The organism is Actinoplanes xinjiangensis, from assembly GCF_003148685.1.
GTDB classification, from domain to species: Bacteria; Actinomycetota; Actinomycetes; order Mycobacteriales; family Micromonosporaceae; genus Actinoplanes; species Actinoplanes xinjiangensis.
On sequence record NZ_QGGR01000035.1, the window covers coordinates 26,622 to 49,191 of the forward strand.

Below are 22,570 nucleotides of genomic sequence, written 5' to 3' on the forward strand. Positions count from 1 at the left end.
ATGATGGCGCTGATCATTCCGGACGTGCTGGAGGAGAGCTGCGCGACCCGGCAGGCGCTGGAGCGGCTGGCCTCCAAGTGGCGGGTACTGATCGTCTACGCGCTGCTGGCCGGCCCGCAACGGCACGCCGAGCTGCGCCGCCGGGTCGCCGGGATCACGCAGAAGGTGCTCACCGAGACGCTGCGCGACATGCAGAGCGACGGTCTCGTGCTGCGGCGCGTCCTCAAGGAAGACCCGCCGCAGCACGTCGAGTACTCACTGACGGCCCTGGGCAAGACGCTGCAGGAACCGCTTGCCGCGATCTGCGCCTGGGCCCTGGAGTCAGCGGACCGGCGGCAGCCCGGGGCTGCCGGGTAGCCCGGTCAGGCCCGGATACGCCGATCCGCGTGCGACCGCCGTGTCCTGCCCGTAGTGGCCGTAGATCTTGTCGTAGTAGTCGTGCTGGTCGACGAGGTCCGGGTCGTACCCCGGGCCGCCGGCGACGTGGTCCTTCGACGACGACACGTACACCTCGTCCTCGGTCACCCGGGCGATCGCCCCGACCGGGATGAACGACGACTGCGCCCCGAAACCGAGAACGCCGCCGTGCTCCACGCGCAGGAACCGCACGTGGTTGGTCTCGTTGTCGACCAGCAGATCGGCCACCGTGCCGATCTTCTCGCCGCCACTGTCGATCACCGACCGGCCCCGCACATCCAGGGCCGGGTCGGCGACCAGCTGATTGGTGTCGCTCAGCGCCGTCAGCGTGCCGACAGGCTCTCCCATCACAGTCACCTCCCTTGCCTGCGGGTTACCCCATTTCTGGGGTTTCATGCCGGGTGGCGGGTGGTCCGGCGGATGTCCCGTCCGTCAGAATCCGGCAGGACGGTGCCGCGCCGGTGTCGGATGCCGGCGTGCCCGATCGTGGAACCGGTGTGCGGCGGCCCACCGGCCGTCGCCCGTGACCAGGAGGAGACCGACCATGCCGGAGTATCTGATCACCTTCAACGACGAGTGGGTGCCCGCCCATACCGAGGAGCAGATCGCCGAGAAGGCCACGGCGGCCCGGGCGGTGATCGACGAGATGCTGGCCGCCGATGTGCTGATCTTCTCCAACGGCGCTCTCAACCGGTCCACGGCGGTGTGCAGTGTCGAATCGGCCGCCGGCGAACCACTGTTCACCGACGGTCCGTACGTGGAGACCAAGGAGCACCTCGGCGGCTTCGCCGTCGTGGACGTGCCCGACGACGAGGCGGCACGCCACTGGGCCGGCCGCCTCGCGGTCGCGCTCGACTGGCCGCAGGAGGTGCACCGGTTCCGTGGCCCGGGCGCGGCCCGGCGTTGATCAGACGCCGGGGCGGGTCCACAGGGTCGCGGTGTCCTGGGCGTACCGGATCAGGGTCTGCCACCAGGTGCGCTGATCGGCGGCGTGCCTGGCCTCGGCGATCCACCCGGCGTGGACGGCCGGGGCGTCGGTGGCGAGCGCGGCCCGCAGCGGGCTCGGTGATGCGGTGGCGGTCAGCGCGGTCCTCGTCCAGGTGTCGGCGCGACCCTGCGCGTACCGTTCCCGTTCGGTCCAGATCGCCGGCTGCTTGACGGCCCGGGTGCCGACGGTCCGCCATGCGGTCACCGCGGCGATCGGCGGTGCGGTGCCCTGCCGTGCCTGCCGGTCCGCGGTGACGGCGACCCCGATGTGGTACCGGGCCTCGTCCCACCCGGCCCACTCCCCGGCGACATACTCGGCACGGAACGCGTCGAGGTCGAGCCGGGCGGCGCTCAGCCAGCCGTGGCGCAGGAACTCGGCGACCTCGGCATCGGTCCGCACGTCGGCGGCCCGCTGCCGCACGGTGAGGTTCGGATCCCGGTGGCCCAGGTCCGCGACCAGCGCACGGTCGTCCGGGGTCACCTGGCCGGCGCCGTCGTCATACGGCCGGCCGGCGTCGTCCTGCGTGAGGGCCGCCGTGAACCCGCCGGCGGCGAACCCGGCCAGCTCGTCGTCGGTGCCGGCGGCCGCGCGCCGGGCCGCCACGTGCACCCACGGATGGGTCCGCGCCGGATACGCGGCCGCCGTCCGGTCGGCGAAGTCGAGCTGCCACGCCCGTTCCCGCGCCGCCCGGTCCGCGGCGGCGGTGTACCCGGCGGCGAGGAACGTCGTGGCGTCGCCTCCGGTCAGGGTCTGCTGTGCCGTCTCCCGGACCACCGGCCGCGGGTCGTGGACCGACAGCCAGCGCACGAAGTCACGCTCCGTCCCGGCCGGGTCGGCCACCAGGATCGGTTTGGTCTGCGCCGCGGTCGCCGCCGCCGGCGCGACCAGGGCACTCACCGCGATCGCGGCGGCCGTCAGTAGGATTCTTCTGCGTTGCACCTTCGTCTCCCCCGTGAAGCCGCTCATGATGATCGATGCGGCGGCCGCCATTGAAACATACGGCCCGGGTCGGCTCCGGAGACGGGACCTAATCGATCGACAATGCGCCGATATGCGGATTCCGCTCGAATCCCGCGGCATTATCGATCAGCAGTCCGCGACCGTATTCGACGAATGAGGCGAACGCATTCACCAACTCCGACCGCGTCGTCCGCGCCTTCACCCGCTCCCGGTGATAGAGGCGACCCGGCTCGGAGCACGCCTCGGCGTACACCACCTCGACGGCCTCCGCGCCGACCGGACGCAGCTCGACGCGGTCGGCCGACTCGGTGAAGGTCAAGGAACCCGGTCCGCCGGCACGGAGGTCTTTCAGCGACAGCGCCAGTACCGCAAGGAAGTCGAAGAGCGGAACCATAGACCGCGGCCCCATCACCACCGCGTCGCCGACACTGAAGGTCACCCGCGACGGAAAATGGCAGTAGCGCAGGTCGGCGGCTTCGAATTCCGCCGGATCCTCGCTATGCCAAGGCACCGACCGGACCGCCGCGGGGAACGCGAAATCCACGTCGTCGATGACGAGGACGACCGCATCGGAATACGTCACGGTCGATCTGACGGAGACGGCGACTGCGCGACGGCGGCGAGCCGGTCGATGGAGGCCAGCAGTGTGTCGCCGGTGTTGGCCTCGGCGCGCGCGATGCGGTTCTCGTCGGTGAGGCCGGTCCAGTCGTAGGTGTGGGTGACCCGGGTGCGGGTCGGACCGAGCGGTTCGAGTTCCCACCGCCACAGATGTCCCGGGGTGTCCTTACCGACCTCGGACGGTTTCCAGGCGATGAGCCGGCCCTCGGCGAACTCGACGACGTGGTTCTCCCGCAGGTCGCCGGTGCTGATCGTCATGACGAACACGTCGCCGACGGCGTGCACCCGCTGGCCGGCGGCGGCCGCGGTCAGGTTGGCGTTGCCGTCCCAGCCGGGCTGCGACGACGGGTCGGCGATGAGTTCGAAGATCCGTTCGGCGGGTGCCTCGACGTCCCGGACGGCGCTGACGATTCGCTTGCTCATACGCTCATCGAAGCATTCCGGGGCCGGCGGCGGGAACGGCCCCCGGGCACGATCATCGGGGTGCCGGTCTCCGGATCGGGCGATGACCCGGCTGGGCGGCCCGGCCACCGCGGTGGCCGGGCCGCCCAACCGTCGGCACCGGCGCCGTCGGCCTCCCGACCGTCAGCAGGCCCGGACCGGGACGACCGGGGTGTACCTCTCCTCGGTCGTCTCGCCGTCGGCGCCGTTGAACACCACATCGCCGACGCCGTAGCCCGGCTGCAACTGCCACCGGTAGCTGCCACCGGTGACGCCAGCCAGCGGGGTCACCCCCTCGACCTCGGCCCAGGACCAGTCGGTGCCGGTCGAGCGGTAGAGCACGTCGTTCTCGATCATGTAGTCGGCGCCGAAGCCGCCGCCGATCGCCGGCACCGCGAACCCGGTCCTCGGGTCGGCGTCGGTGTCGATGAAGACGTGCCGGTAGCCGAACTTCTCCGGGTAGGTCGCCTTGAAGATCACCGCCCGCCCGGTGGAGCACGCCGCGTAGTCGGTGATCGGCTTGCCGGGTGTCACGGCGGCCGGCCTGGCCGACCGGCGCGGGGTGGACGGGGACAGCCGGGCGGGCCGGGGCGAGGGCCGGGAGGCGGAGACCGACGGGCCCTCGAACGAGGGTGGGAGCACCGGTGGGAAGCCCTCGGCGACCTGCACGGGCGCTGTCTGCGGGGCGCCGGTGTCGCCGGCCACGGCCCGGTAGACCACGGCCAGGCCGGCGACGACGAGCGCGAGCACTCCCCCGGCCACGGCGAGTGGCCACTTCGAGCGGGGCGCACCGTCAGCACTCACGGTAACTCCAAATTGTCTTAAATAAGCTTCGATGTCCGACGGCACGGTACACCGGGAACGTTCCCAATCGATATTCGGTCCCCGATTCACCGCAACCGGACGGAGACCATCACGCACCGTGTTGGCGATCACCGCTGCGGGGCGGCGGGCCGAAGGGAATGGTGCGCCCGTCGGACAGCCGGGTTCCGTACCTTCGAAAGGGTCTGCTCTTGCGCCAGCTTCTTCGCCGCCTCGCCGTGACCGCCCTCCTCGCCCCCGCCGCCGCCGGCGCCATGACGATGATCGCGACGCCGGCCGAGGCAGCCCCGGCGAAGACCTCGGAGCAGGCGCTGCAGACCGAGGTCAACCGGCTCACCAACGTCGAGCGCACCAAGCGCGGCTGCGGTGCCCTCAAGGTGAACGCGCAGCTGACCGCCGCGGCCCGGGGGCACAGCGCGTGGATGGCCAGGACCGGCACGTTCTCGCACACCGGCAGCGCCGGCTCGTCGTTCGTCGCCCGCGCCAAGGCCACCGGGTACGGCCAGCCGTCGGCCGAGAACATCGCGTGGGGCTACCAGAGCGCCGCGTCGGTGGTGCAGGGCTGGATGAACAGCCCGGGACACCGCGCCAACATCCTCAACTGCAAGTCGAAGTCGGTCGGCGTCGGCGCGGTCTACTCCGCGAACGGCACTCCGTACTACACCCAGGACTTCGGGTACTGACGGTTACCCCGACGACGCCCCGGCCGATCATCGGCCGGGGCGTTCGTCGTCGTCGGCGCCGGTGTGGTCAGCACTCGATCGCGCGGCACACGTAGCCGGCGACGGCGCGGTCCGTGCGCTTGGTGAAGTCGCGGCCCCGGACCAGTCCGGTGACGTCCATCGCGTTGCCGGGGGAGGCGACCGGCCGCAGCGAGATCGCCATGATCGCCCCCGGCTCCTCCATCGTGATCCGCAGGGCGTATCCGTCACCGGGCTCGACCGGGACGTCCTCGACCCGGATCACGGTGTCGCGGTGGCCGGGGCTCACGTCGACGACGACACCGTCCGGGGACGGTGCCGCCCCCGAAGCCCGGAGGCTGATCGGAAGTGCGCCGCCGATGTCGCCCGCGGTGTTCACCCGGTGAAGGGTCAGCCGGATCCGGCCCGGACTGCCCTCGACGGCCCCCTCCCCCGACCGGAAGACGCGGCTCACGATGACCGCCACCGACCCGATCCGGTCGCTGGTGGCGGTGAAACGCTGAACGACGTTTCCCTTGTACCCGACGTCGACGTCGATGTCCTCGCCGGCTGCGCCGGCCTTCTCGAGATAGTGGAACAACTGCTGCGGGTCCGGGGACCGGGCGATGCCGGACGGTACGGGCCCCGCTGTCGCGCTGGTCGTAGGCCGCGGATCCGGCTCGCCACCACGCGACAGGCGCACGATCGTCAGGGCGACGGCGACCACGAAGATCAGTCCACCGGCGAGCGCCGCGCGGCGCAGCTGACGCGGGGTCCAGCGAAACGACGGATCCGGCCCGGGCGACGGCGCCGTTCGCGACGCTGCCTCCTGGCGCCGGGCCGCACGAAAGGTGATGACGGCGAAGACGGCGGCGACAACCGACCCGATCTTGTCGAGGTGATCCAGGATGGCCGACAACAGCGACACGCCGACCAGCGTAGGTGGATACCGCTAACGCGAATGCCGCTCAGGATCAGGGAGTACGGCGTCGGCGCCCACGGTGACGCCCCGGCCGACGGTCGGCCGGGGCGTCGCCGGATCACTGCCGGATCAGGGCGATGTCGTCCAGGACCAGCGAGTAGCCGTCGGGCCGGCCCAACTGGAACTGGACCTGCCCGGCGTCGGTGGTGAGGTTCGACGTGAAGCGGTACGAATACCGCCCGGCCGTCGGGGTCAGGGCCACCACCTGGGTGAACGCGTCCGTCCAGGGGTCGTCGCTCAGTTCCACCGTCGCGATGATGTCGACGGGGCCGGAGGTGGAGGCGTCGAAGGACAGCACGTAGGTCGCGCCGGTCTCCAGCGGCAGGCCGCTCTGGCCCAGCATCGCCTCCCACGGTTCGCCCGCGCCGCCGGCCACGGTGGCGGTCAGCCGGCCGCCGGTGGTGCTGGCCGTGATGTTGTCGGAGAACCACCATCCGTCGGTGTTGTCGGTGAAGCCGCCGTTGGCCAGCAGGTTCACCGCCGGGGTCTCGGGCAGGGCGCCGGAGTACGCGAAGGCGAACACCTGGGCCCGGTTGTCGACGTTGAGCGCCTGCTGCTGCACGGCCGACCCGGCGGCGGTGGTCATCGTCATCGCCAGCCCGCTGTGCCGGTTGACCAGCATGTACCGGCCGTCGGCCACCCGCCGCGGGGTCCACTGCTGCCCGGTCGCGGTGCCGCACACCTGGAGCGTGAGCGCCTGGCCCGCGGTGGTGCTCTGGTCGTTGCCCACGCACAGGGTGCCGTCGGCGATGTTCTTCAGCTGCCAGGACGCCCCGGACGCGACCAGGCGCCACTGCTGCCGGGCGGCGGTGCCGGCGACCGCGTGCGTGACGGCCGAACCGGCGACCGCATCCGCCGGGGCGGCCAGGGTCTCCCGGTTGTTCAGTGCGCTGACGTGGTAGCCGTAGCCGTCGGACAGCGGTGCCTGGTCGGCCAGCGCGGTGAAGGTCCACCGCTGGCTGGTCGCGCCGGTGTAGACCTGCTGGTCGATCAGTGACCCGGCGGCGGTCGGCTGGGTCAGCGCCAGACCGGACAGTGAGTTCAGGACGGTGAACGACCCGTCGGCGTGCGGCAGGTACGCCCAGTGCATGCCGTCCTGGTTGGCGCAGGTGTACTGCAGGGCCCGGGTTCCGGCGGTCACCCCGCTGTAGGCGCTGTCCAGGCAGAGCAGGCTCTTGTTGTTCATGATCTGGGTGCCGGTCTGGTAGCCGAGCAGCCACTTCTGCGTCGCGGAGGCGGGGTCGGCGGTCGTCGCGTACAGGTAGCGCAGGGGGTCGGAGCCGGTGCCGGTGGCCGGGTCGATGTCGAGCGCCCTGCCGGAGGCCACGTTGCGGATCGTGTAGGCCAGGCCCGGACGCGGGTAGTGGGCGTTGTCGACGCTCGTGCCGGCCCGCAGGTACACGCTGTTGGCGGTGTTCCAGCGGGTCGCGAGGTAGCTGCCGGCGGGCGGGGCGACGTTGAAGTAGTCGTCGGCGGCGCAGTCGGGCAGGCGTTCGGCGTCCCACTCGGTGCAGTCGTAGGTCGGTATCCCGCCGTAGCACATCATGTCGAAACGCTGGCTGCAGTGACCACCGCCGGTGGTGGCGTGCGGAGCCGACGGCTGGACCGCGCCGAACGTGTGCCCGAGTTCGTGGGCGATCGCGTTGGCGCCCCAGCAGCCGGCGTCGACCCGGGCGAAGGCGATGCTGGTGTTGTTGAGGTTGGTCGCGCCGGGTGAGTCGTCGTTGTACCGCTCGCCGACACCGCAGACGCTCGTGCCCTCGGTGAGCATCATGTACTTGCGGTCGGTGCGGGTGTAACCGAGCGCCCTGACCGCGGCGGTGCTGGTGGCGAAGGTGGCCAGCGCACCGGCCGGGACGACGACGTTACGGACCACGGCCTGGCAGGAGCCGCCGGAGGTCTCGGTGAGGAAGCGGATGTGCCGGCTGCGACCGCCGCGGGCGGCACCGTCGTTCCAGGCCGCGTCGGCCTGGATCAGCCAGCCCTGGATGATCGGCTGCAGGGCGGTGTAGCGGTTGGTCATGGTGGCTTCGCGGACGTAGAGCACCTCGACCCGGGGCCCGTCGGTGCCGTCGCAGGTGAAGCCGGTGAACGGTCCGCCGGTCAGCGCCCGGGTGCCGGCCCCGGGAATCGAGGCGGCCCGCGGCCCGGTGTAGGTGCCGGGCGGGTCCGCTCCGGGGAAGACGTCGTATTCCGCGGTGGGCCGCGGCGGTTCGGCGGCCGCGGCGGTGGACGGCACGCCGAGGCCGGAGATCATCAGCAGGACAGCGGCGGACAGGACCGATTTTCGTAAGCGCATGCTCTCGCCTTCACGTCACCCACCCCCGTCAGGTGGCGCCGCGAAGATACCGGTCCGGCACTCACATATCTAGATCTGGAGATATATTGCCGTCCGAAATGGAGCGGGCCGGAGCGGCGACCCGCTCCGGCCCGTTCGGCTCCTAGACGGTGGACAGCTGCCGGACGGCGTTGAGGATGTCCTCGACGCGGTCCTTGGCGTCGCCGAAGAGCATGGCGCTGTTGTCCCGGAAGAACAGGGGGTTCTGGACGCCGGCGTACCCGGAGGCCATCGAGCGTTTGAAGACGATCACCTGGTCGGCCTCCCACACCTTGAGCACCGGCATGCCGGCGATCGGGCTGGTCGGGTCGTCGGTGGCGGCCGGGTTGACGGTGTCGTTGGCGCCGATCACCAGCACGACCGACGTGCCGGTGAAGTCGTCGTTGATCTCGTCCATCTCCAGCACGATGTCGTACGGCACGCGCGCCTCGGCCAGCAGCACGTTCATGTGACCGGGCAGCCGGCCGGCGACCGGGTGGATGCCGAAGCGGACGTTCACCCCGCGGTCGCGCAGGGTGCGGGTCAGCTCGGCCACCCCGTACTGCGCCTGGGCGACCGCCATCCCGTACCCGGGCGTGATGATCACCGTGTCGGCGCCGGTGAGCAGCTCGGCGACGCTCTCGGCGCTGGTCTCGCGGTGCTCGCCGTACTCCTTGTCCTGTGCCGGGCCGGCCTCGATGCCGAATCCACCGGCGATCACCGAGAGGAACGACCGGTTCATCGCCCGGCACATGATGTACGACAGGTAGGCACCCGACGAACCGACCAGCGCACCGGTGACGATGAGCAGGTCGTTCTCCAGCAGGAATCCGGCGGCCGCGGCGGCCCACCCGGAGTAGCTGTTGAGCATCGACACCACGACCGGCATGTCGCCGCCGCCGATCGAGGCGACCAGGTGCCAGCCCAGCGCCAGGGCGAGAACCGTGACCACGATCAGCAGCCACAGCTGCGGGTCGATCACGAACCAGGCGGTGAGTACGGCGAAGACGGCCAGCGCACCGAGGTTGAGCAGGTTCTTGCCGGGCAGCGTCAGCGGGCTCGACCGGATCTTCGCGGACAGTTTGAGGTACGCCACGATCGAGCCGGTGAAGGTGACCGCGCCGATGAAGACGCCGATGAACACCTCGGCGCTGTGGATGCCGAGCATGTCGCCGGCGCTGAGCAACAACGCCTCGGAACCGGAGAGGTCCGCCTCGACGTGCAGGTAGCCGTTCCAGCCGACCAGCACCGCGGCCAGGCCGACGAAGCTGTGCAGCAGGGCGATCAGTTCCGGCATGCCGGTCATCTCGACCTTCGCGGCCCGGTGCAGGCCGATCGCCGCGCCGATCACGATCGCCACCGCGAGCAGTGCCAGGTTCAGCACGCCGATCTCGCCGTCGACGGCCAGGCCGATGGTGGCGACCAGGGCCAGGGCCATGCCGGCGACGCCGAAGGTGTTGCCGGATCTCGCGGTCTCGTGCCGGGAGAGCCCGGCCAGCGCCAGGATGAACAGCAGGGCCGCGACGATGTACGCGGCGCTCGCCGCCGTTGCGATGGTCATGCTCAGCTCCTCGAGAACATGGCGAGCATGCGGCGGGTCACCGCGAAGCCACCGAAGACGTTGATGCTGGCCAGCAGGATCGCGACGACGCTGAGGCCGGTGACGAGGCCACCGCCGTGACCGAGCTGGAGCAGGGCGCCGACGACGATGATCCCGGAGATCGCGTTGGTGACCGACATCAGCGGGGTGTGCAGGGCGTGGTGCACGTGCCCGATCACGTAGTAGCCGATCACGATGGCCAGCGCGAAGACCGTGAGGTGGCCGCGCAGGGCGGCCGGGGCGGCGGCGGTGAGCAGGAACAGCGCGGCGGCGGCGACGCCGGTGACCAGCAGCGGGTTCAGCGGTCTGCGCACCGGTTTCGGGGTGGCCTCGACCGGCTGCGGGGCGACGGCGGCCGGCGCCGCGGACACCGACACCGGCGGCGGGGGCCAGGTCAGTTCGCCGTCGCGGACCACGGTCATCGACCGTTGCACCACGTCGTCGAAGTCCAGGACCAGCTGCCCGTCCTTGTCGGGGGTGAGCAGCTTCATCAGGTTCACCAGGTTGGTGCCGTAGAGCTGGCTGGCCTGGGCGGGCAGCCGGCCGGGCAGGTCGGTGTAGCCGATGATGGTCACGCCGTTGGCGGTGACGACCACCTCGCCGGCCACGGTGCCCTCGACGTTGCCGCCGTTGGCCGCGGCCATGTCGACGATCACGCTGCCGGCCTTCATGGTGGCGACCATGTCGGCGGTGATCAGGGTCGGTGCGGGCCGGCCGGGGATCAGTGCGGTGGTGATGACGATGTCGACCTCGCGGGCCTGGTCGGCGTAGAGGCGTGCGGCCCGGTCGTTGTAGTCGTCGGACATCTCCTTGGCGTAGCCGGTGGCGGAGACCTCGACGTCGGCGGCCTCGACGGCGAGGTATTCGCCGCCCAGCGAGCGGACCTGGTCGGCGACCTCGGGGCGGGGGTCGGTGGCCCGGACGATCGCGCCGAGACTGCCGGCGGCGCCGATGGCCGCGAGCCCGGCGACGCCCGCGCCGGCGACCAGGACCTTGGCCGGGGGGACCTTGCCGGCGGCGGTGACCTGGCCGGTGAAGAACCGGCCGAAGGCGTGTGCCGCCTCGACCACGGCGCGGTATCCGGCGATGTTGGCCATCGAGGACAGCACGTCCAGTGACTGGGCCCGGGAGATGCGGGGCACCGCGTCCATCGACAGTGCCGTGATCGGGCGGCGGGCGAGGTCCTCGACGAGGCCGGGGGCGAGCCGCGGGTTGAGCATGCCGATCAGGGTGGTGCCCTCGGCCAGCTTGTCGAGGCGCTGCACGGGTGGGTTGATGGTGAACACGATGTCGGCGGTCAGCGGGTCGCCGATCGTCGCGCCGGCCTGGGCGTAAGCCTCGTCGGAGAAGGAGGCCTCGGCGCCGGCGCCGGGCTCCACCACTACCTGATATCCCAGTTTGGCCAACTGCTCCACGGTGGCGGGAGTGGCCGCCACTCGACGCTCACCCGGATCCGGGTCCCTCAGTACACCGATGATCACCGTCGACTCCTCGGTAGATGTTGACCATGGAAACGGCGCGCCAGGGCCGCCGGTTCAATACGCCGGGTGATTGTTACTCACCAGTACGCCAATATCCAGGGGCGTCTCACCACCGTCTCACGGCAACCACACGGCCACCATCGCGCACCGTATCGGCGATCGCGCCGCTGAGGAACGGGCCGAAGGTAACGGTGAGCGCGCAGATTTCCGGCCGGCCGGCCGAGGACCGCGATGCCCCAGCCGATCCCCCTGCGGCTGGGGCATCGCTGTTTGCGCGACTCTTGCCTCATTCACCGCCGTCGCTCTATCCTGCCTAGCAGGCAGGAGGAAAGCGCTTTCCTGCATCTAGCGGTGGTCATCCCCTTTACCGTCCACCGCGCCATCCCCCATGCGCGCATCCCGACTGCGCGCTGAGAAAACAGGTGAATCGACGATGAGACGATCTGTCGCTCTGCGACTCTCCGCGGTGGCCGGCGTCGCCGGACTGGCCGGGGCGATCGCCCTGGGCCTGCCGCAGCACGAGGCATCGGCCGCCACCGGCGGCGTCACCGGTTACGCCACCCAGAACGGCGGCACGACCGGCGGCGCGGGTGGCACCACGGTCCGGGCCACCACCGGCACCCAGATCCACACCGCGCTGTGCACCCGCGCGGCGAGCAACACGCCGATCATCATCCAGGTCGAGGGCACGATCAACCACGGCAACACCACCAAGGTGTCCGGCGACAGCTGCAACACCGCCGCCGACCGGATCGAGCTCAAGCAGATCAGCAACGTCACCATCATCGGTGTCGGCGCCGGAGCCACCTTCGACCAGCTGGGCATCCACATCCGGGACTCCAGCAACATCATCATCCAGAACGTGACGGTCCGGAACGTCAAGAAGTCCGGCTCCCCGCTGTCCAACGGCGGCGACGCCATCGGCATGGAGAGCACCGTGCGCAACGTCTGGGTCGACCACGTGACCCTGGAGGCCTCGGGCGGCGAGTCCGAGGGCTTCGACGGTCTGTTCGACATGAAGGACGACGTCGACTACGTGACGCTGTCCTACGCCATCCTGCGCAACTCCGGCCGCGGCGGCCTGATCGGCTCCAGCGAGTCCGACACCGGCAACAGCTTCATCACCTTCCACCACAACAGGTACGAGAACATCGACTCCCGTACGCCGTTGCTGCGCGGTGGTGTCGCGCACATCTACAACAACCACTACGTCAACCTCCGCGAGTCCGGCATCAACTCCCGCGCCGGAGCCAAGGCGAAGGTGGACAACAACTACTTCAAGGACTCCAAGGACGTCCTCGGCACCTTCTACACCGACGCGGCCGGCTACTGGCAGGTGTCCGGCAACATCCTGGACAACGTGACGTGGTCGGCGAAGGGCACCGACAACAACCCGGCCGGCCCGAACCTCACCTCCACCACGACGGTGAGCATCCCGTACCCGTTCACCCTCGACGCCGCCTCGTGTGTGCCGTCGGTGGTCGCCTCGACCGCCGGTGCCGGCAAGGGCCTGGCCGTCTCCACCGGCAGCTGCTCGGTGACCACCGGCCCGACCTCGAACCCGCCGTCGAGCCCCTCCACCTCGCCCAGCGCGTCGGCCAGCGCCTCGCCGAGCCCGAGCACCAGCCAGCCGGCCGGCACGAACCTCAGCCTCGCCTCCGGCGCCGGTGCGGACGGCTCCAGCAAGGCCAGCGGCACCAGCTACGGCAACGTGCGCGACGGCAACCCGGCCACCATCTGGTCGCCGAACGGTGCCACCGGCGACATCTCGATCAAGTGGGGTTCGGCCACCACGGTCTCCCGGGTCAACATCCGCGAGGCGTCCGGCTCGTCGATCGGCGCCTTCCAGATCCTCAACGGTGCCACCGGCGCGGTCCTGGCCTCCGGTACCGGCGGCGGCGTGAAGACCTTCGCGGCGACCTCCACCACGAAGATCACCTTCAAGATCACCAGCTCGTCCGGCACGCCGAAGATCGCCGAGTTCGAGACGTACGCCTCCTGAGCCCGCACCGCCTCTCCCGCCCGCCCGGGCCGGCTCCACGCCGACCCGGGCGGGCCTTCGGGTTCGCCGGAGGGTTCAGCCGACCGGCGGGCCCAGCCGCAGGATGCGCCGCGCCCGCCGGCGGTCGAGCCAGCGCGGCTGCGGCGCGTCAACGGGATCCGCGGCCGCGACCAGGTCCACCACGATCTGCAACCAGAAGAAGCAGGCGCTCACCGCGTTGCGCCAGCGGCCCGGCTCGGGCGCTCCGACCGGCAGAACCGTCTCGGCCCACTGCCAGGCCACCCACGCGACCTGCGGGTCGGGGTGGCGCCGGCCGCGCAGGCTGAGCCGGCGCACCTCACGACGGGTCCCGGCGGGCAGCCGCCACCACCGGCGCAGCAACTCGAGGCGGTCCGGTGCATCGGCGTCACGATGCGATTCCTCTGAATATCGACCGCTCATGAGCGCCGAGAATAGTGGAGCCCCGAGAACGGCCGTGTGCTGGTCCTACCTGTGCAGCGGCTTTCCGTTGACCATCTGGCCGACGGTGCCGTTGTTGTGACTCCACTGCTCGATCAGAGTGGACACGTCGGGAACCCGCCACTGCTTGTCGGTGAACCGGATCTGCGTCTTGTAGGGAATGAAATCGTTCTGGCTGCAGCCGTCGAGGGACCACAGCAGGCCTTGCCCCACGCGCTGACCTTGCCACCCGTGACCAGCACCGCGGTTCTTTGAAAAGAGACCCGTCGATTCGAGTCACCGAAGGCCGACGCGTCCTAGCTGTACTCACCGTCGACCGGGAATCGATTTCCGCAATAATCGCGGTCCATTCCCGACCGGAGACGTCCCCGGCTAACGAAGCCGGACAGATGACCCCTCGCCTGCGGCGCGGGTCACTCCTCAACCAACCGGCCGGCGGGGTACGCCCCGGGTGGCCCGCAACGACGCCAGAAGCCGCAGCCGGTCGGCATCGGCACTGCCCGGCTCCGCGGTCCACACCAGCATGACCGGCCCCGGATCCCCCGGCAGCGGATAGGTGTCCCAGTCCAGAACGATGTCCCCGACCTGCGCGACCCGGAACGTCTTGCGCCCGCTGACCCGGACCCGCACGTCGTGGCGGGCCCACAACCGCCGGAACTCCGCACTGCGGATGCTCAGCTCACCGACGATCGCCGTCGCCCGCGGATGGGTGGGATCGGTGGCCACCGCCGCCCGCATCATCCCGATGTAGTCCAGCGCCTGCCGCTCCCAGTCCGGGCACGTCCGGTCGACGGTCCGCACGTCGTCGAACATCAGCAGCAGCATGTTGAGCCGCTCCGGCGGGTAGCCGCCCGGATCACCCAACAGCGCCTCGGCCGCCGCATTCCAGTCGAGCAGATCCAGGTGCCGGCCGAGGACCACCGCCGGGGTGTCCATCACCCGCAACAACCGCCGCGTACTCTCCGGCACATCCTCCGGACCCCGGTCCACCCGGGCCGGCACCGGCCGGCGGGCAGCCCGGGCCAGCAGGAACAGATGCCGGCGTTCACCCTCGTCCAGCCCCAGCGCACCGGCGATCGCGTCCAGCACGTCATCGGACGGGCGTACCTCCCGGCCCTGCTCCATCCGCTGGTAGTAGTCGGTGCTCAGACCGGCCAGCAGCGCCAGCTCCTCACGGCGCAACCCGGTCACCTTACGGCGGCCGCCCGGCACCAGGCCGACGTCGACCGGACGCAGCCGGCTGCGCCGGGCCCGCAGAAAATCGCCCAGCTCACGAGCGTACGGATGGGTCATGCCGCCAGTGTGCCGCCCCACCCGGCACCGACGGTAGGTCCCGCGGACCTAGGCAACCGGGTACGACCGACACACCCCCGGCCGCACCTAGCGTCGTCGGTCAACCGCACCGACATCCAGGAGCAGCAGATGACCGACCTCCCCGACCAGCGCGGCCGGATCGCCGTCGTGACCGGCGCCAACTCCGGCCTCGGCCTGGTCACCGCGACCGTCCTGGCCCGCCACGGCGCCCACGTGATCCTCGCGGTCCGCGACACCGCCGCCGGCGCACAGGCGGCCCACCGCATCGGCGGGCACGTCGAGGTCCGCCGACTGGACCTGGCCGACCTCGACGCGGTACGCACGTTCGCCGCCGCCCTGACCGCCGACCATCCCGCGATCGACCTGCTGATCAACAACGCCGGCGTGGTGCTGCTCGGCCCCCGCCGCACCACCGCCGACGGCTTCGAACTGCACCTGGGCACCAACATGCTCGGCCACTACGCACTCACCGGCCTGCTGCTGCCCCACCTGGCCAAGGCACCCGCCGCCCGCGTGGTCCACCTCAGCTCGATCACCCACAAGAACGCACACCTCGACTTCGGCGACCTGATGATGGAACACGGCTACCGGGCGGCCACCGCCTACGGCCGCTCCAAACTCGCCACCACCGTCCTCGGCGTCGAACTCGACCGCCGCCTGCGCGCCACCGGCTCCCCGATCGCGTCGGTCCTGGCCCACCCCGGCCTCAGCCGCACCAACCTCACCCCCCGCGCCTGGGAACACCGCGGCCGGGCCGGGCGACTGATCGCACGACTGGGCCTGCTGGTCACCCAGCCGACCGAGCAGGGCGCCCTCCCCCAACTGCGGGCCGCGACCGACCCCGGCGTCCGGGGCGGCCGGTTCCTCGGCCCCGGCCGGCTGTGGGAGACCCGCGGCCCGGTCACCGACGCCCGGCTCAGCCGCGAAGCCGCCGACCCGGCCGTCGGCCGCCGACTCTGGACCGCCGCCGAGAACCTGACCGGCGTCCGCTACCCGGCCACGCCATAGAACCACCCCCCGCCGTCAGAGGCCGGCGACCGTCCGGGTGGCACGCCGCACCAGCAGCAGGCCAGCGGTGACTGCCAGCAGAACCCCGGCGGTCACCGCCACCGACCCGATCTCCAGCGCGGCACCGAACGCACCCACCGCCAGGATCGACCCGAAGGAACCGACCGACAGCACCGAACCGAACGACCCGGCCGACGCGACCGACAACACCGACCCGAAGGAACCGACCGACAGGATCGAACCGGCCGACCCCACCGACAGGATCGAATCCGTCGAGCAGATGCTGAGAATGGACCCGCTCGACCGGTACGACAGCAGACTCCCGCGCGCAGACATGCGTCGATCATCACCGATCACCCCGGGCGCCGCCATGCCCTAATCTGCCCCCATGGGCAACGCCGAGCTCGAAGAACTGATCGTCGCCGACGCCGCCGCACTGCGGGCGTGGATGGTGCAGCACCACGGCACGTCCACCGGCGTGTGGCTGGCCCTGACGAAGAAGGGCGGCACCGTCACCACCCTGACCTGGCAGCAGGCGGTCGACGAGGGACTCTGCTTCGGCTGGATCGACGGGCAGGCCCGCAAACGCGACGAGCAGACGTCGTGGATCCGGTTCACCCCACGCCGGGCCCGCAGCTCCTGGTCACAGCGCAACGTCGAACACGTCGCCAGGCTGGAGGCGGCCGGGCTGATGTATCCGGCGGGCCGGGCCGCGGTCGACGCCGCCAAGGCCGACGGCCGGTGGGCGGCCGCCTACGCCCCACCGTCGGAGGCCCAGGTCCCGGCCGACCTGCTGGCCGCGATCGCCGCCGACCCGGCCGCGCAGGCCATGTTCGACGTGCTCACCAGCACCAACCGGTTCGCCATGATCGTCCGCGTCAACTCCGTGAAACGCGCCGAGACACGGCAGCGCAAGATCGGCGAATACGTGGCGATGCTCGCCCGCCAGGAGACCATCCACCCGCAGAAGGCCAGACCCGCCCCCTGACCGCGACGATTGCGCCCGGGGCCTACCGTCGGCACCGTGACCAGTCTCGATGACGACGGTTCCACTGCGAAGAACTCACCGCCCGATGACGTACGGCTGAGCGCACCCGCCGACCCCTGGCTGACCGAAGCCCCCACCTCGGCGATCAACGACACCCCCACCGTCCCCGACCTCGCCACCGCCCCGCAGGCACCACCGCCCGACCCGGCGCCGTTCCCCGACTGGTACCGGCCCGACCACGGTCGCGGCCGCCGGCGCCTGGTCGTCACCGGCCTCGCCGTGGGCGCGGTGTTCGTCGCCGGGATGCTCGCCCTCGACCCGTTCGGATCCGACGACGACGGCCGCGACACCACCGGACCGGCACCGTCGCCCAGCACGACCACCACCGCCGCCGGGGCCCGCCCGGCCGCCAACCCCCCGGCGACCACCGCCTCCGCCGCCGTCTCCACCTCCGTGGCACCGGCCGCCTCCACCGGCGCGGCACCGGCCGCGGGCGCACCACAGGTCGTCTACGAGGTGACCGCCAGCGGGTCGAAGAACACCGGCAGCGTCGCCTACACCGATCAGGACGGCGACATCATCCGCCGCAACGGCATCCCCCTGCCGTGGCGCACCACCTTCGCCCTCGACGGTCAGCGCAAGCCCCTCGTCCTCGACGTGCAACGCAAAGGCGGCGGCGACACCGGGCCGGTGACCTGCACCATCACCGTCGGCGGCAAGCTGCTGTCCACCACGACCGCCGAAGGCCGCTACGCCGCCGCACTTTGCAGCGGATCCGGCTGACCGGGCACCACCCCGGCGGGACGGCCCCGGCCCGCGAACGCCCTACCAGCCACGTGTCCCGGGGCCGCCCTTGAACGGCCCGGTGATGTCCGCGGTGATCCACCCGCCGTAGAAGTCACCCTCCTGCGGCCGCACCGGCTCACCACCGACCCGGCACTCGTCCACCCGGCTCGGATAGAACGCCACCGCACCGGCGATCGCGGCATACGCCGGCGACGGCCGCTCGTACGACCAGCCGGCCCGCTGCACCCGGGCCTCGCCGACGACCAGATCCCAATAGCCGGCGATGCCCTTGAACTCGCAGTACGACTCCCCCGCCGCGGCCTCCAGCACACCGTCGGCGATGTCGTCGCGGGGCACGTAGTACACCGGCGGATGCGACGTCTCCAGCGCCCGCCAGCAGTGCTCACTGTCGACGACCACAAGCCCCGCATGCACGACCGTCACCCGGGCCGCGGCACGCTCCAGCCGCGGCGGACGCGGATAGTCCCACACCGACTCCATCAGCTCAGCCTGCCCGCTCCGCCGGGCCCGCCGCCTGCGGGGGCGGTGCCACCCGGGCGGCGAGAAACTTCGGGGCCATCTCGCGGTAGCTGTCGGTGACCAGTTCGGCGATCTCCGACCAGTCGGTGTGGTCGCCCAGCACCACACCGGCGACGTTGCCACCCCACTCGGCGCGGAAGAACGGAAAACCCCCGGCGGTCAGGCCGAGCAGATCCTCGAAAGGTACGCGAAACGTCATCACCGTCGACGCACCGCCACTCAGATGCCGCGCATACACCCGATGACGATCCGGATCCGGCGTGTAGACGTGGGCCACCGTCCGCGCGCGGATCCGCCAGCGGACACCGATCCACGCGGGCTCCTCATACGTCTCGGGCAGCCGCCCACAGATCGGCCGCAGCCGGTCGAGGAACTCCGAGGGCACATCTCCAGGGCCGGACATGGACCGACGATAACGGCCGGCGGCCCGCCCCGCGCCCGCTCAGCGCCACCAGTCGTCGAGCGGGGTGACCGGCACCGTCCGCTTGTGCCGCGTGGCCAGGAACGTCGCCTCCACCTTCGCCGCGACCTCCGGCGTCACCTCGGCACCCTCGAGATAGTCGTCGATCTCACCGTAGGTCAGGCCCAGCGCCACCTCGTCCGGCAGCGCCGGCCGGTCGTCCTCCAGATCGGCCGTCGGCACCTTCTCCCACGTGCTCCGCGGCGCACCCAGCTCCCGCAGCAACGCCGCCCCCTGCCGTTTCGTCAGCCCGGTCAGCGGCGTCACGTCCACCCCGCCGTCGCCGTACTTGGTGAAGAAACCGGTCACCGCCTCGGCCGCGTGATCGGTCCCCACCACCAGCATGTTCAGCTGACCCGCGACGGCGTACTGGGCCACCATCCGCTCCCGGGCCTTGACGTTGCCGCGGACGAAGTCCCGCAGACCCGCCCCCTCGCCCAGCCCCACCGCGACCTGGGCGGCGACCGCGTCCGCGCTCGGCTTCACGTCCACCGTGACGGTCCGGTCCGGCTCGATGAACCCGAGCGCGGTCTGCGCATCGGCCTCGTCGGCCTGCACGCCGTACGGCAGCCGTACCGCCACGAAGGTCGCCGCCGTCCCCTCGGCACGCAGCTGCGCGCAGGCCAGCTGACACAACCGGCCGGCCAGCGTGCTGTCCTGGCCGCCGCTGATCCCGAGGACGTACCCGGTGGCGGGCGTCGACCGCAGATACCCGGTCAGGAAGTCGACCCGCTGCCGGATCTCGTCCGCCGCGACGATCGAGGCCTTGACGCCGAGTTCGGCGATGATCTGAGTACGGAGATTCACCACCCGAGCACTCTATGCGCTCGGCGGGCGGTCAGCCGGGTTCGGACTCGTGACCCGCCGGGTGCGAGCGCAGCAGCCCGTCGTAGGCGCGGACCGCGGTGATGTCGCCGGTGATGACACGATGGATCGTCCGGGTGATGGGCATCGACAGGCCGTGCCGGTCGGCCAGCTGGACCGCGGCGTGCACCGTCTTCACCCCCTCGGCCACCTGCCCCATCTCGGCGAGGATCTCGTCCAGGGTGCGGCCGCGGCCGAGCTGCTCGCCGACGTGCCGGTTGCGGCTGTGCGGGCTGATGCACGTCGCCACCAGGTCGCCCATGCCGGCCAGCCCGGCCAGCGTGCTCGGCTCACCGCCCATCACGACGGCCAGGGTGGTCAGCTCGGCGAGCCCGCGGGAGATCACCCCGGCCCGGGTGTTGTCGCCGACGCCGAGGCCCTGCGCGATCCCGGTGGCGATGGCGACGACGTTCTTCAGCGCCCCGCCGACCTCGCAGCCGATCACGTCGTGGTTGGTGTAGACGCGCAGCAGGCCACGCCGGAACACCCGCTGGATCTCGGTGGCGACGGTGAGGTCCTCGGTGGCGATGACGGTCGCGGCCGCCATCCCGGCCATGATCTCCTTGGCCAGGTTCGGCCCGGTGAGCGCGGCCGCGGGATGTCCCGGCAGCACCTCCTTGATCACCTCGGTCATCCGCAGCAGCGAGTCGCGTTCCAGGCCCTTGCTGAGGCTGACCACCGGGATCCACGGGTGCAGGTCCGGCCGGACCTGCTTGAGGGTGTCGCGGAACGCCCCGGTCGGCACTCCGACGACCAGCAGCTCGGCGTGCGCGGCCGCCTCGGCGAGGTCGGAGGTGGCCCGCAGCCGGTCCGGGAGCGGGAAGCCGGCGAGGTAGCGCTCGTTGGTGTGCTTGGCGTTGATCTCCTCGGCGGTGGCCGGGTTGCGCGCCCAGATCAACGACTCATGATCCCGGCGGGTGAGAACAGAGGCGACCGTGGTTCCCCACGAGCCGGCACCCAGCACGGTGATCCGCATGTGGTGGCCCTTCCTTAGGCACGCACGTCACCCGGCCGACGGGCCGGCGGCAGCCGCGGTGGACCCCGGCGCGAGTTGAGAATACGACCGCCCGCACACCCTCTAAAGCATCCTAGGAGGATAGTTTGGTCGCCCCTCCGACAGAAATCGACGGATGACAATATTGGCCGCTACAGTCGGCGGCGGGGGTGAACAGTGCGGGCGACTCGGGCGATCAGTCTCGTGTTCGCCGGGAGCGGGGCGACGCAGGCGTCCTGGATGTCCCGGCTTCCCGCGGTCCTCGACCAGACCCACACCGACGTCGTACGCCTCAGCGCCGGCCTCGTGATGTTGGGCATCGGCACCCTGACCGCGATGGCCCTGACCGGCCCCGCCGTCGCCCGCCTCGGCAGCCGGCCGGTCGTCGTCGCCGGATTCGCGCTGACCATGCTGTCGCTGATCGCGATCGCGGTGGCACACTCGCCGGCGACGTTGACCGCGGCCATGCTCGGCATGGGCGTCGGCGGTGGCGTCTGGGACGCGGGTATGAACATGCAGGCCTCGGCCCTCGAGCGCGATCACAGCGCGCACCTGATGAGCCGCTGCCACGGCTGGTGGAGCATCGGCAGCATGGCGGCCGCGGGCGTGGGTGCGGCCGCGGCGGCGCTCTCGATCGGCCTGCTGCCGCACCTGATCGCGGTCCTCCTGGTCACCGCCGTGCTGTTCGGCCGCGGGGTCACCACGTTCGGCGGGTCCGCCGGCACCGGGCCGGGCGCTTCGGGGACGGGCCGCCGGTCACCGGTCCGGCGGCTTGCGGCGATCGGCACGCTGCTGTTCTGCGGCGCGGTGGTGGAGGGCGCCGCCGGCGACTGGCTGGCCGTCTACCTCCATCAGGACCGGGAGCTCACCCATGCCGGGGCGGCCCTGTGGTACACCCTGTTCGTGACCGCGATGGCGGCCGGCCGGCTGATCGCGGACCGGCCGCACCGGCGTTTCGGTGCCGCCGGGCTGGTCCGCACCGGCGCCGTCGTCACGGCCCTGAGCATCGTCCTGGTGATCGCCGGCCCCACCGGCTCCTGGCTCCACCTGGCGGCGCTGGGCTGGGGTGTCGGGATCTGCTGGGTGTTCCCGGCCGCCCTGAGCGCGACCGGTAACGTCGCGCCGCCGTCGGCGGTCGCGACGATGACCGCCATCGGCTACAGCGCCAGCGTCGCCGGCCCGCTGGTCATCGGCCGACTGGCGCACTCCGCCGGGCTGGAGGCCGCGATATCCGCCATGCTGCCGCTGGTGCTGGCGGTGGCGTTGTTCGCTCCGGCTCTGACCGGCGCCGACCCCGACCCGCCGACATGACGCTGGTCAGCCCGAAGCCGCGGACGGCGGCACGGACCACCTCCGGGCCACCGGCACCCTCGGCGCGCCGGGGCAACTCCGCCATGAAGTCGCGCCAGGTCTTCCGGTCGTTCTGCCACGCTTCGAGGTAGTGGACGCACGCCTCGGGCCGGATGTACCGCAGCCGGCCCTTCGCCGCCGCCAGTGCCTCGCGCATCGGTCCACCGACCCGGCTGTCCCGGTCGATCCGATTCTCGATCTCCTCGATCAGGCGCAGGCGTGCCGCCAGGAAGCTGCTCCAGTAGTCCGTCCCCGCGGTGATCGGCAGACGGCGATCGAGCCGGGCGAAGACCCCCTCGGCCAGGACGTCGCCGAACTCCTCCCGGCGGGCCCGGCTCGGATCGGCAAACGGGTCGTAGGCCTGTTGCAGCGCCCGGCCCACCTGGCAGACCGGGCGGAGGCCGGCATCGTCGAGCAGGAAGAACCAGTCCTCGTTGTAGATCTCCGGAAAGAACGAGTCGATCCGGTCCGCCGGTACCGCCAGGGCACCGCCGCCGAT

At 71.3% G+C, this 22,570-nt stretch carries 25 protein-coding genes; 8 read left to right on the forward strand and 17 right to left on the reverse strand.

What is annotated here, in order from left to right; all coding sequences use genetic code 11:
- Window positions 1-357, forward strand: a complete 357-nt coding sequence (locus tag BC793_RS42520) for a winged helix-turn-helix transcriptional regulator (RefSeq protein WP_249037414.1) — start codon at window positions 1-3, stop codon at window positions 355-357.
- Here the strand turns inward: BC793_RS42520 and BC793_RS42525 are convergent.
- A complete protein-coding gene (locus BC793_RS42525) occupies window positions 322-765 on the reverse strand; it encodes a PRC-barrel domain-containing protein (RefSeq protein ID WP_109602312.1) in 444 nt (147 codons plus the stop codon). The two genes, BC793_RS42520 and BC793_RS42525, sit on opposite strands and share 36 nt — an antisense overlap.
- A gap of 196 nt (window positions 766-961) precedes the next feature.
- Here BC793_RS42525 and BC793_RS42530 point away from each other — a divergent pair, with 196 nt between their 5' ends.
- Window positions 962-1,324, forward strand: a complete 363-nt coding sequence (locus tag BC793_RS42530) for a YciI family protein (protein ID WP_109602313.1) — start codon at window positions 962-964, stop codon at window positions 1,322-1,324.
- On the opposite strand, the gene BC793_RS42535 is transcribed toward BC793_RS42530, so the two are convergent.
- From BC793_RS42535 to BC793_RS42550, 4 genes are all read right to left on the reverse strand, one after another.
- A complete protein-coding gene (locus BC793_RS42535; RefSeq protein ID WP_146246720.1) occupies window positions 1,325-2,344 on the reverse strand; it encodes a hypothetical protein in 1,020 nt (339 codons plus the stop codon).
- Between the two features lie 88 nt (window positions 2,345-2,432).
- Window positions 2,433-2,948, reverse strand: coding sequence for a hypothetical protein (locus BC793_RS42540; RefSeq protein ID WP_109602315.1), 516 nt, complete (start codon window positions 2,946-2,948; stop codon window positions 2,433-2,435).
- Window positions 2,945-3,406, reverse strand: a complete 462-nt coding sequence (locus tag BC793_RS42545; protein ID WP_109602316.1) for an SRPBCC family protein — start codon at window positions 3,404-3,406, stop codon at window positions 2,945-2,947. Before BC793_RS42545 ends, BC793_RS42540 begins: the two co-directional genes overlap by 4 nt.
- Window positions 3,407-3,568: 162 nt before the next feature.
- Window positions 3,569-4,228, reverse strand: a complete 660-nt coding sequence (locus tag BC793_RS42550; RefSeq protein WP_146246721.1) for a hypothetical protein — start codon at window positions 4,226-4,228, stop codon at window positions 3,569-3,571.
- A 209-nt stretch (window positions 4,229-4,437) separates the two neighbouring features.
- Here BC793_RS42550 and BC793_RS42555 point away from each other — a divergent pair, with 209 nt between their 5' ends.
- Window positions 4,438-4,929, forward strand: a complete 492-nt coding sequence (locus tag BC793_RS42555) for a CAP domain-containing protein (protein WP_239170633.1) — start codon at window positions 4,438-4,440, stop codon at window positions 4,927-4,929.
- Between the two features lie 67 nt (window positions 4,930-4,996).
- On the opposite strand, the gene BC793_RS42560 is transcribed toward BC793_RS42555, so the two are convergent.
- The 4 genes from BC793_RS42560 to BC793_RS42575 form a co-directional block, all read right to left on the reverse strand.
- A complete protein-coding gene (locus BC793_RS42560; protein WP_109602318.1) occupies window positions 4,997-5,854 on the reverse strand; it encodes a hypothetical protein in 858 nt (285 codons plus the stop codon).
- Between the two features lie 112 nt (window positions 5,855-5,966).
- Entirely contained in the window at window positions 5,967-8,207 is a 2,241-nt protein-coding gene (locus tag BC793_RS42565) for an RICIN domain-containing protein (protein ID WP_109602319.1), read from the reverse strand.
- A 142-nt stretch (window positions 8,208-8,349) separates the two neighbouring features.
- Complete coding sequence (gene pntB / locus BC793_RS42570; protein WP_109602320.1) at window positions 8,350-9,786, reverse strand: Re/Si-specific NAD(P)(+) transhydrogenase subunit beta; 1,437 nt, start codon at window positions 9,784-9,786, stop codon at window positions 8,350-8,352.
- A gap of 2 nt (window positions 9,787-9,788) precedes the next feature.
- The gene (locus tag BC793_RS42575; RefSeq protein WP_109602321.1) at window positions 9,789-11,306 is read right to left on the reverse strand and encodes a Re/Si-specific NAD(P)(+) transhydrogenase subunit alpha; all 1,518 of its coding nucleotides are present in this window, start codon (window positions 11,304-11,306) and stop codon (window positions 9,789-9,791) included.
- A 433-nt stretch (window positions 11,307-11,739) separates the two neighbouring features.
- Here BC793_RS42575 and BC793_RS42580 point away from each other — a divergent pair, with 433 nt between their 5' ends.
- Window positions 11,740-13,308: a pectate lyase family protein gene (locus BC793_RS42580; RefSeq protein WP_109602322.1), complete on the forward strand. Its 1,569-nt coding sequence runs from the start codon at window positions 11,740-11,742 to the stop codon at window positions 13,306-13,308.
- Between the two features lie 75 nt (window positions 13,309-13,383).
- Here BC793_RS42580 and BC793_RS42585 read toward each other — a convergent pair whose 3' ends face one another.
- The 3 genes from BC793_RS42585 to BC793_RS42595 form a co-directional block, all read right to left on the reverse strand.
- Window positions 13,384-13,749 (reverse strand): hypothetical protein, encoded by a 366-nt coding sequence (locus tag BC793_RS42585; protein WP_146246722.1) that lies wholly within the window; start codon window positions 13,747-13,749, stop codon window positions 13,384-13,386.
- A gap of 45 nt (window positions 13,750-13,794) precedes the next feature.
- Entirely contained in the window at window positions 13,795-13,980 is a 186-nt protein-coding gene (locus BC793_RS42590) for a hypothetical protein (protein ID WP_109602324.1), read from the reverse strand.
- Window positions 13,981-14,187: 207 nt separating this feature from the next.
- Complete coding sequence (locus BC793_RS42595) at window positions 14,188-15,060, reverse strand: helix-turn-helix transcriptional regulator (protein ID WP_109602325.1); 873 nt, start codon at window positions 15,058-15,060, stop codon at window positions 14,188-14,190.
- Between the two features lie 129 nt (window positions 15,061-15,189).
- On the opposite strand from BC793_RS42595, the gene BC793_RS42600 reads away from it, so the two are divergent.
- Complete coding sequence (locus BC793_RS42600) at window positions 15,190-16,089, forward strand: oxidoreductase (protein ID WP_109602326.1); 900 nt, start codon at window positions 15,190-15,192, stop codon at window positions 16,087-16,089.
- 15 nt (window positions 16,090-16,104) lie between these two features.
- Here the strand turns inward: BC793_RS42600 and BC793_RS42605 are convergent, their stop codons facing one another.
- Window positions 16,105-16,425, reverse strand: coding sequence for a hypothetical protein (locus tag BC793_RS42605; RefSeq protein WP_109602327.1), 321 nt, complete (start codon window positions 16,423-16,425; stop codon window positions 16,105-16,107).
- A gap of 52 nt (window positions 16,426-16,477) precedes the next feature.
- Between BC793_RS42605 and BC793_RS42610 the strand changes: the two genes are divergently transcribed.
- The gene (locus tag BC793_RS42610; protein ID WP_109602328.1) at window positions 16,478-17,077 is read left to right on the forward strand and encodes a YdeI/OmpD-associated family protein; all 600 of its coding nucleotides are present in this window, start codon (window positions 16,478-16,480) and stop codon (window positions 17,075-17,077) included.
- Between the two features lie 36 nt (window positions 17,078-17,113).
- Window positions 17,114-17,860, forward strand: a complete 747-nt coding sequence (locus tag BC793_RS52575; protein ID WP_109602329.1) for an MmpS family transport accessory protein — start codon at window positions 17,114-17,116, stop codon at window positions 17,858-17,860.
- A 42-nt stretch (window positions 17,861-17,902) separates the two neighbouring features.
- Here BC793_RS52575 and BC793_RS42620 read toward each other — a convergent pair whose 3' ends face one another.
- From BC793_RS42620 to BC793_RS42635, 4 genes are read right to left on the reverse strand one after another with little or no spacing between them, the layout of a single operon-like run.
- Window positions 17,903-18,364, reverse strand: coding sequence for a DUF427 domain-containing protein (locus tag BC793_RS42620; RefSeq protein WP_109602330.1), 462 nt, complete (start codon window positions 18,362-18,364; stop codon window positions 17,903-17,905).
- A gap of 4 nt (window positions 18,365-18,368) precedes the next feature.
- Window positions 18,369-18,806 (reverse strand): MmcQ/YjbR family DNA-binding protein, encoded by a 438-nt coding sequence (locus BC793_RS42625; RefSeq protein ID WP_109602331.1) that lies wholly within the window; start codon window positions 18,804-18,806, stop codon window positions 18,369-18,371.
- Window positions 18,807-18,845: 39 nt separating this feature from the next.
- Window positions 18,846-19,673, reverse strand: a complete 828-nt coding sequence (nadE, locus tag BC793_RS42630; RefSeq protein ID WP_109602332.1) for an ammonia-dependent NAD(+) synthetase — start codon at window positions 19,671-19,673, stop codon at window positions 18,846-18,848.
- Between the two features lie 28 nt (window positions 19,674-19,701).
- Window positions 19,702-20,703: an NAD(P)H-dependent glycerol-3-phosphate dehydrogenase gene (locus tag BC793_RS42635; protein WP_109602333.1), complete on the reverse strand. Its 1,002-nt coding sequence runs from the start codon at window positions 20,701-20,703 to the stop codon at window positions 19,702-19,704.
- Between the two features lie 195 nt (window positions 20,704-20,898).
- On the opposite strand from BC793_RS42635, the gene BC793_RS42640 reads away from it, so the two are divergent.
- Window positions 20,899-22,032, forward strand: coding sequence for an MFS transporter (locus tag BC793_RS42640; RefSeq protein WP_146246723.1), 1,134 nt, complete (start codon window positions 20,899-20,901; stop codon window positions 22,030-22,032).
- Window positions 22,033-22,570: the final 538 nt, after the last annotated feature.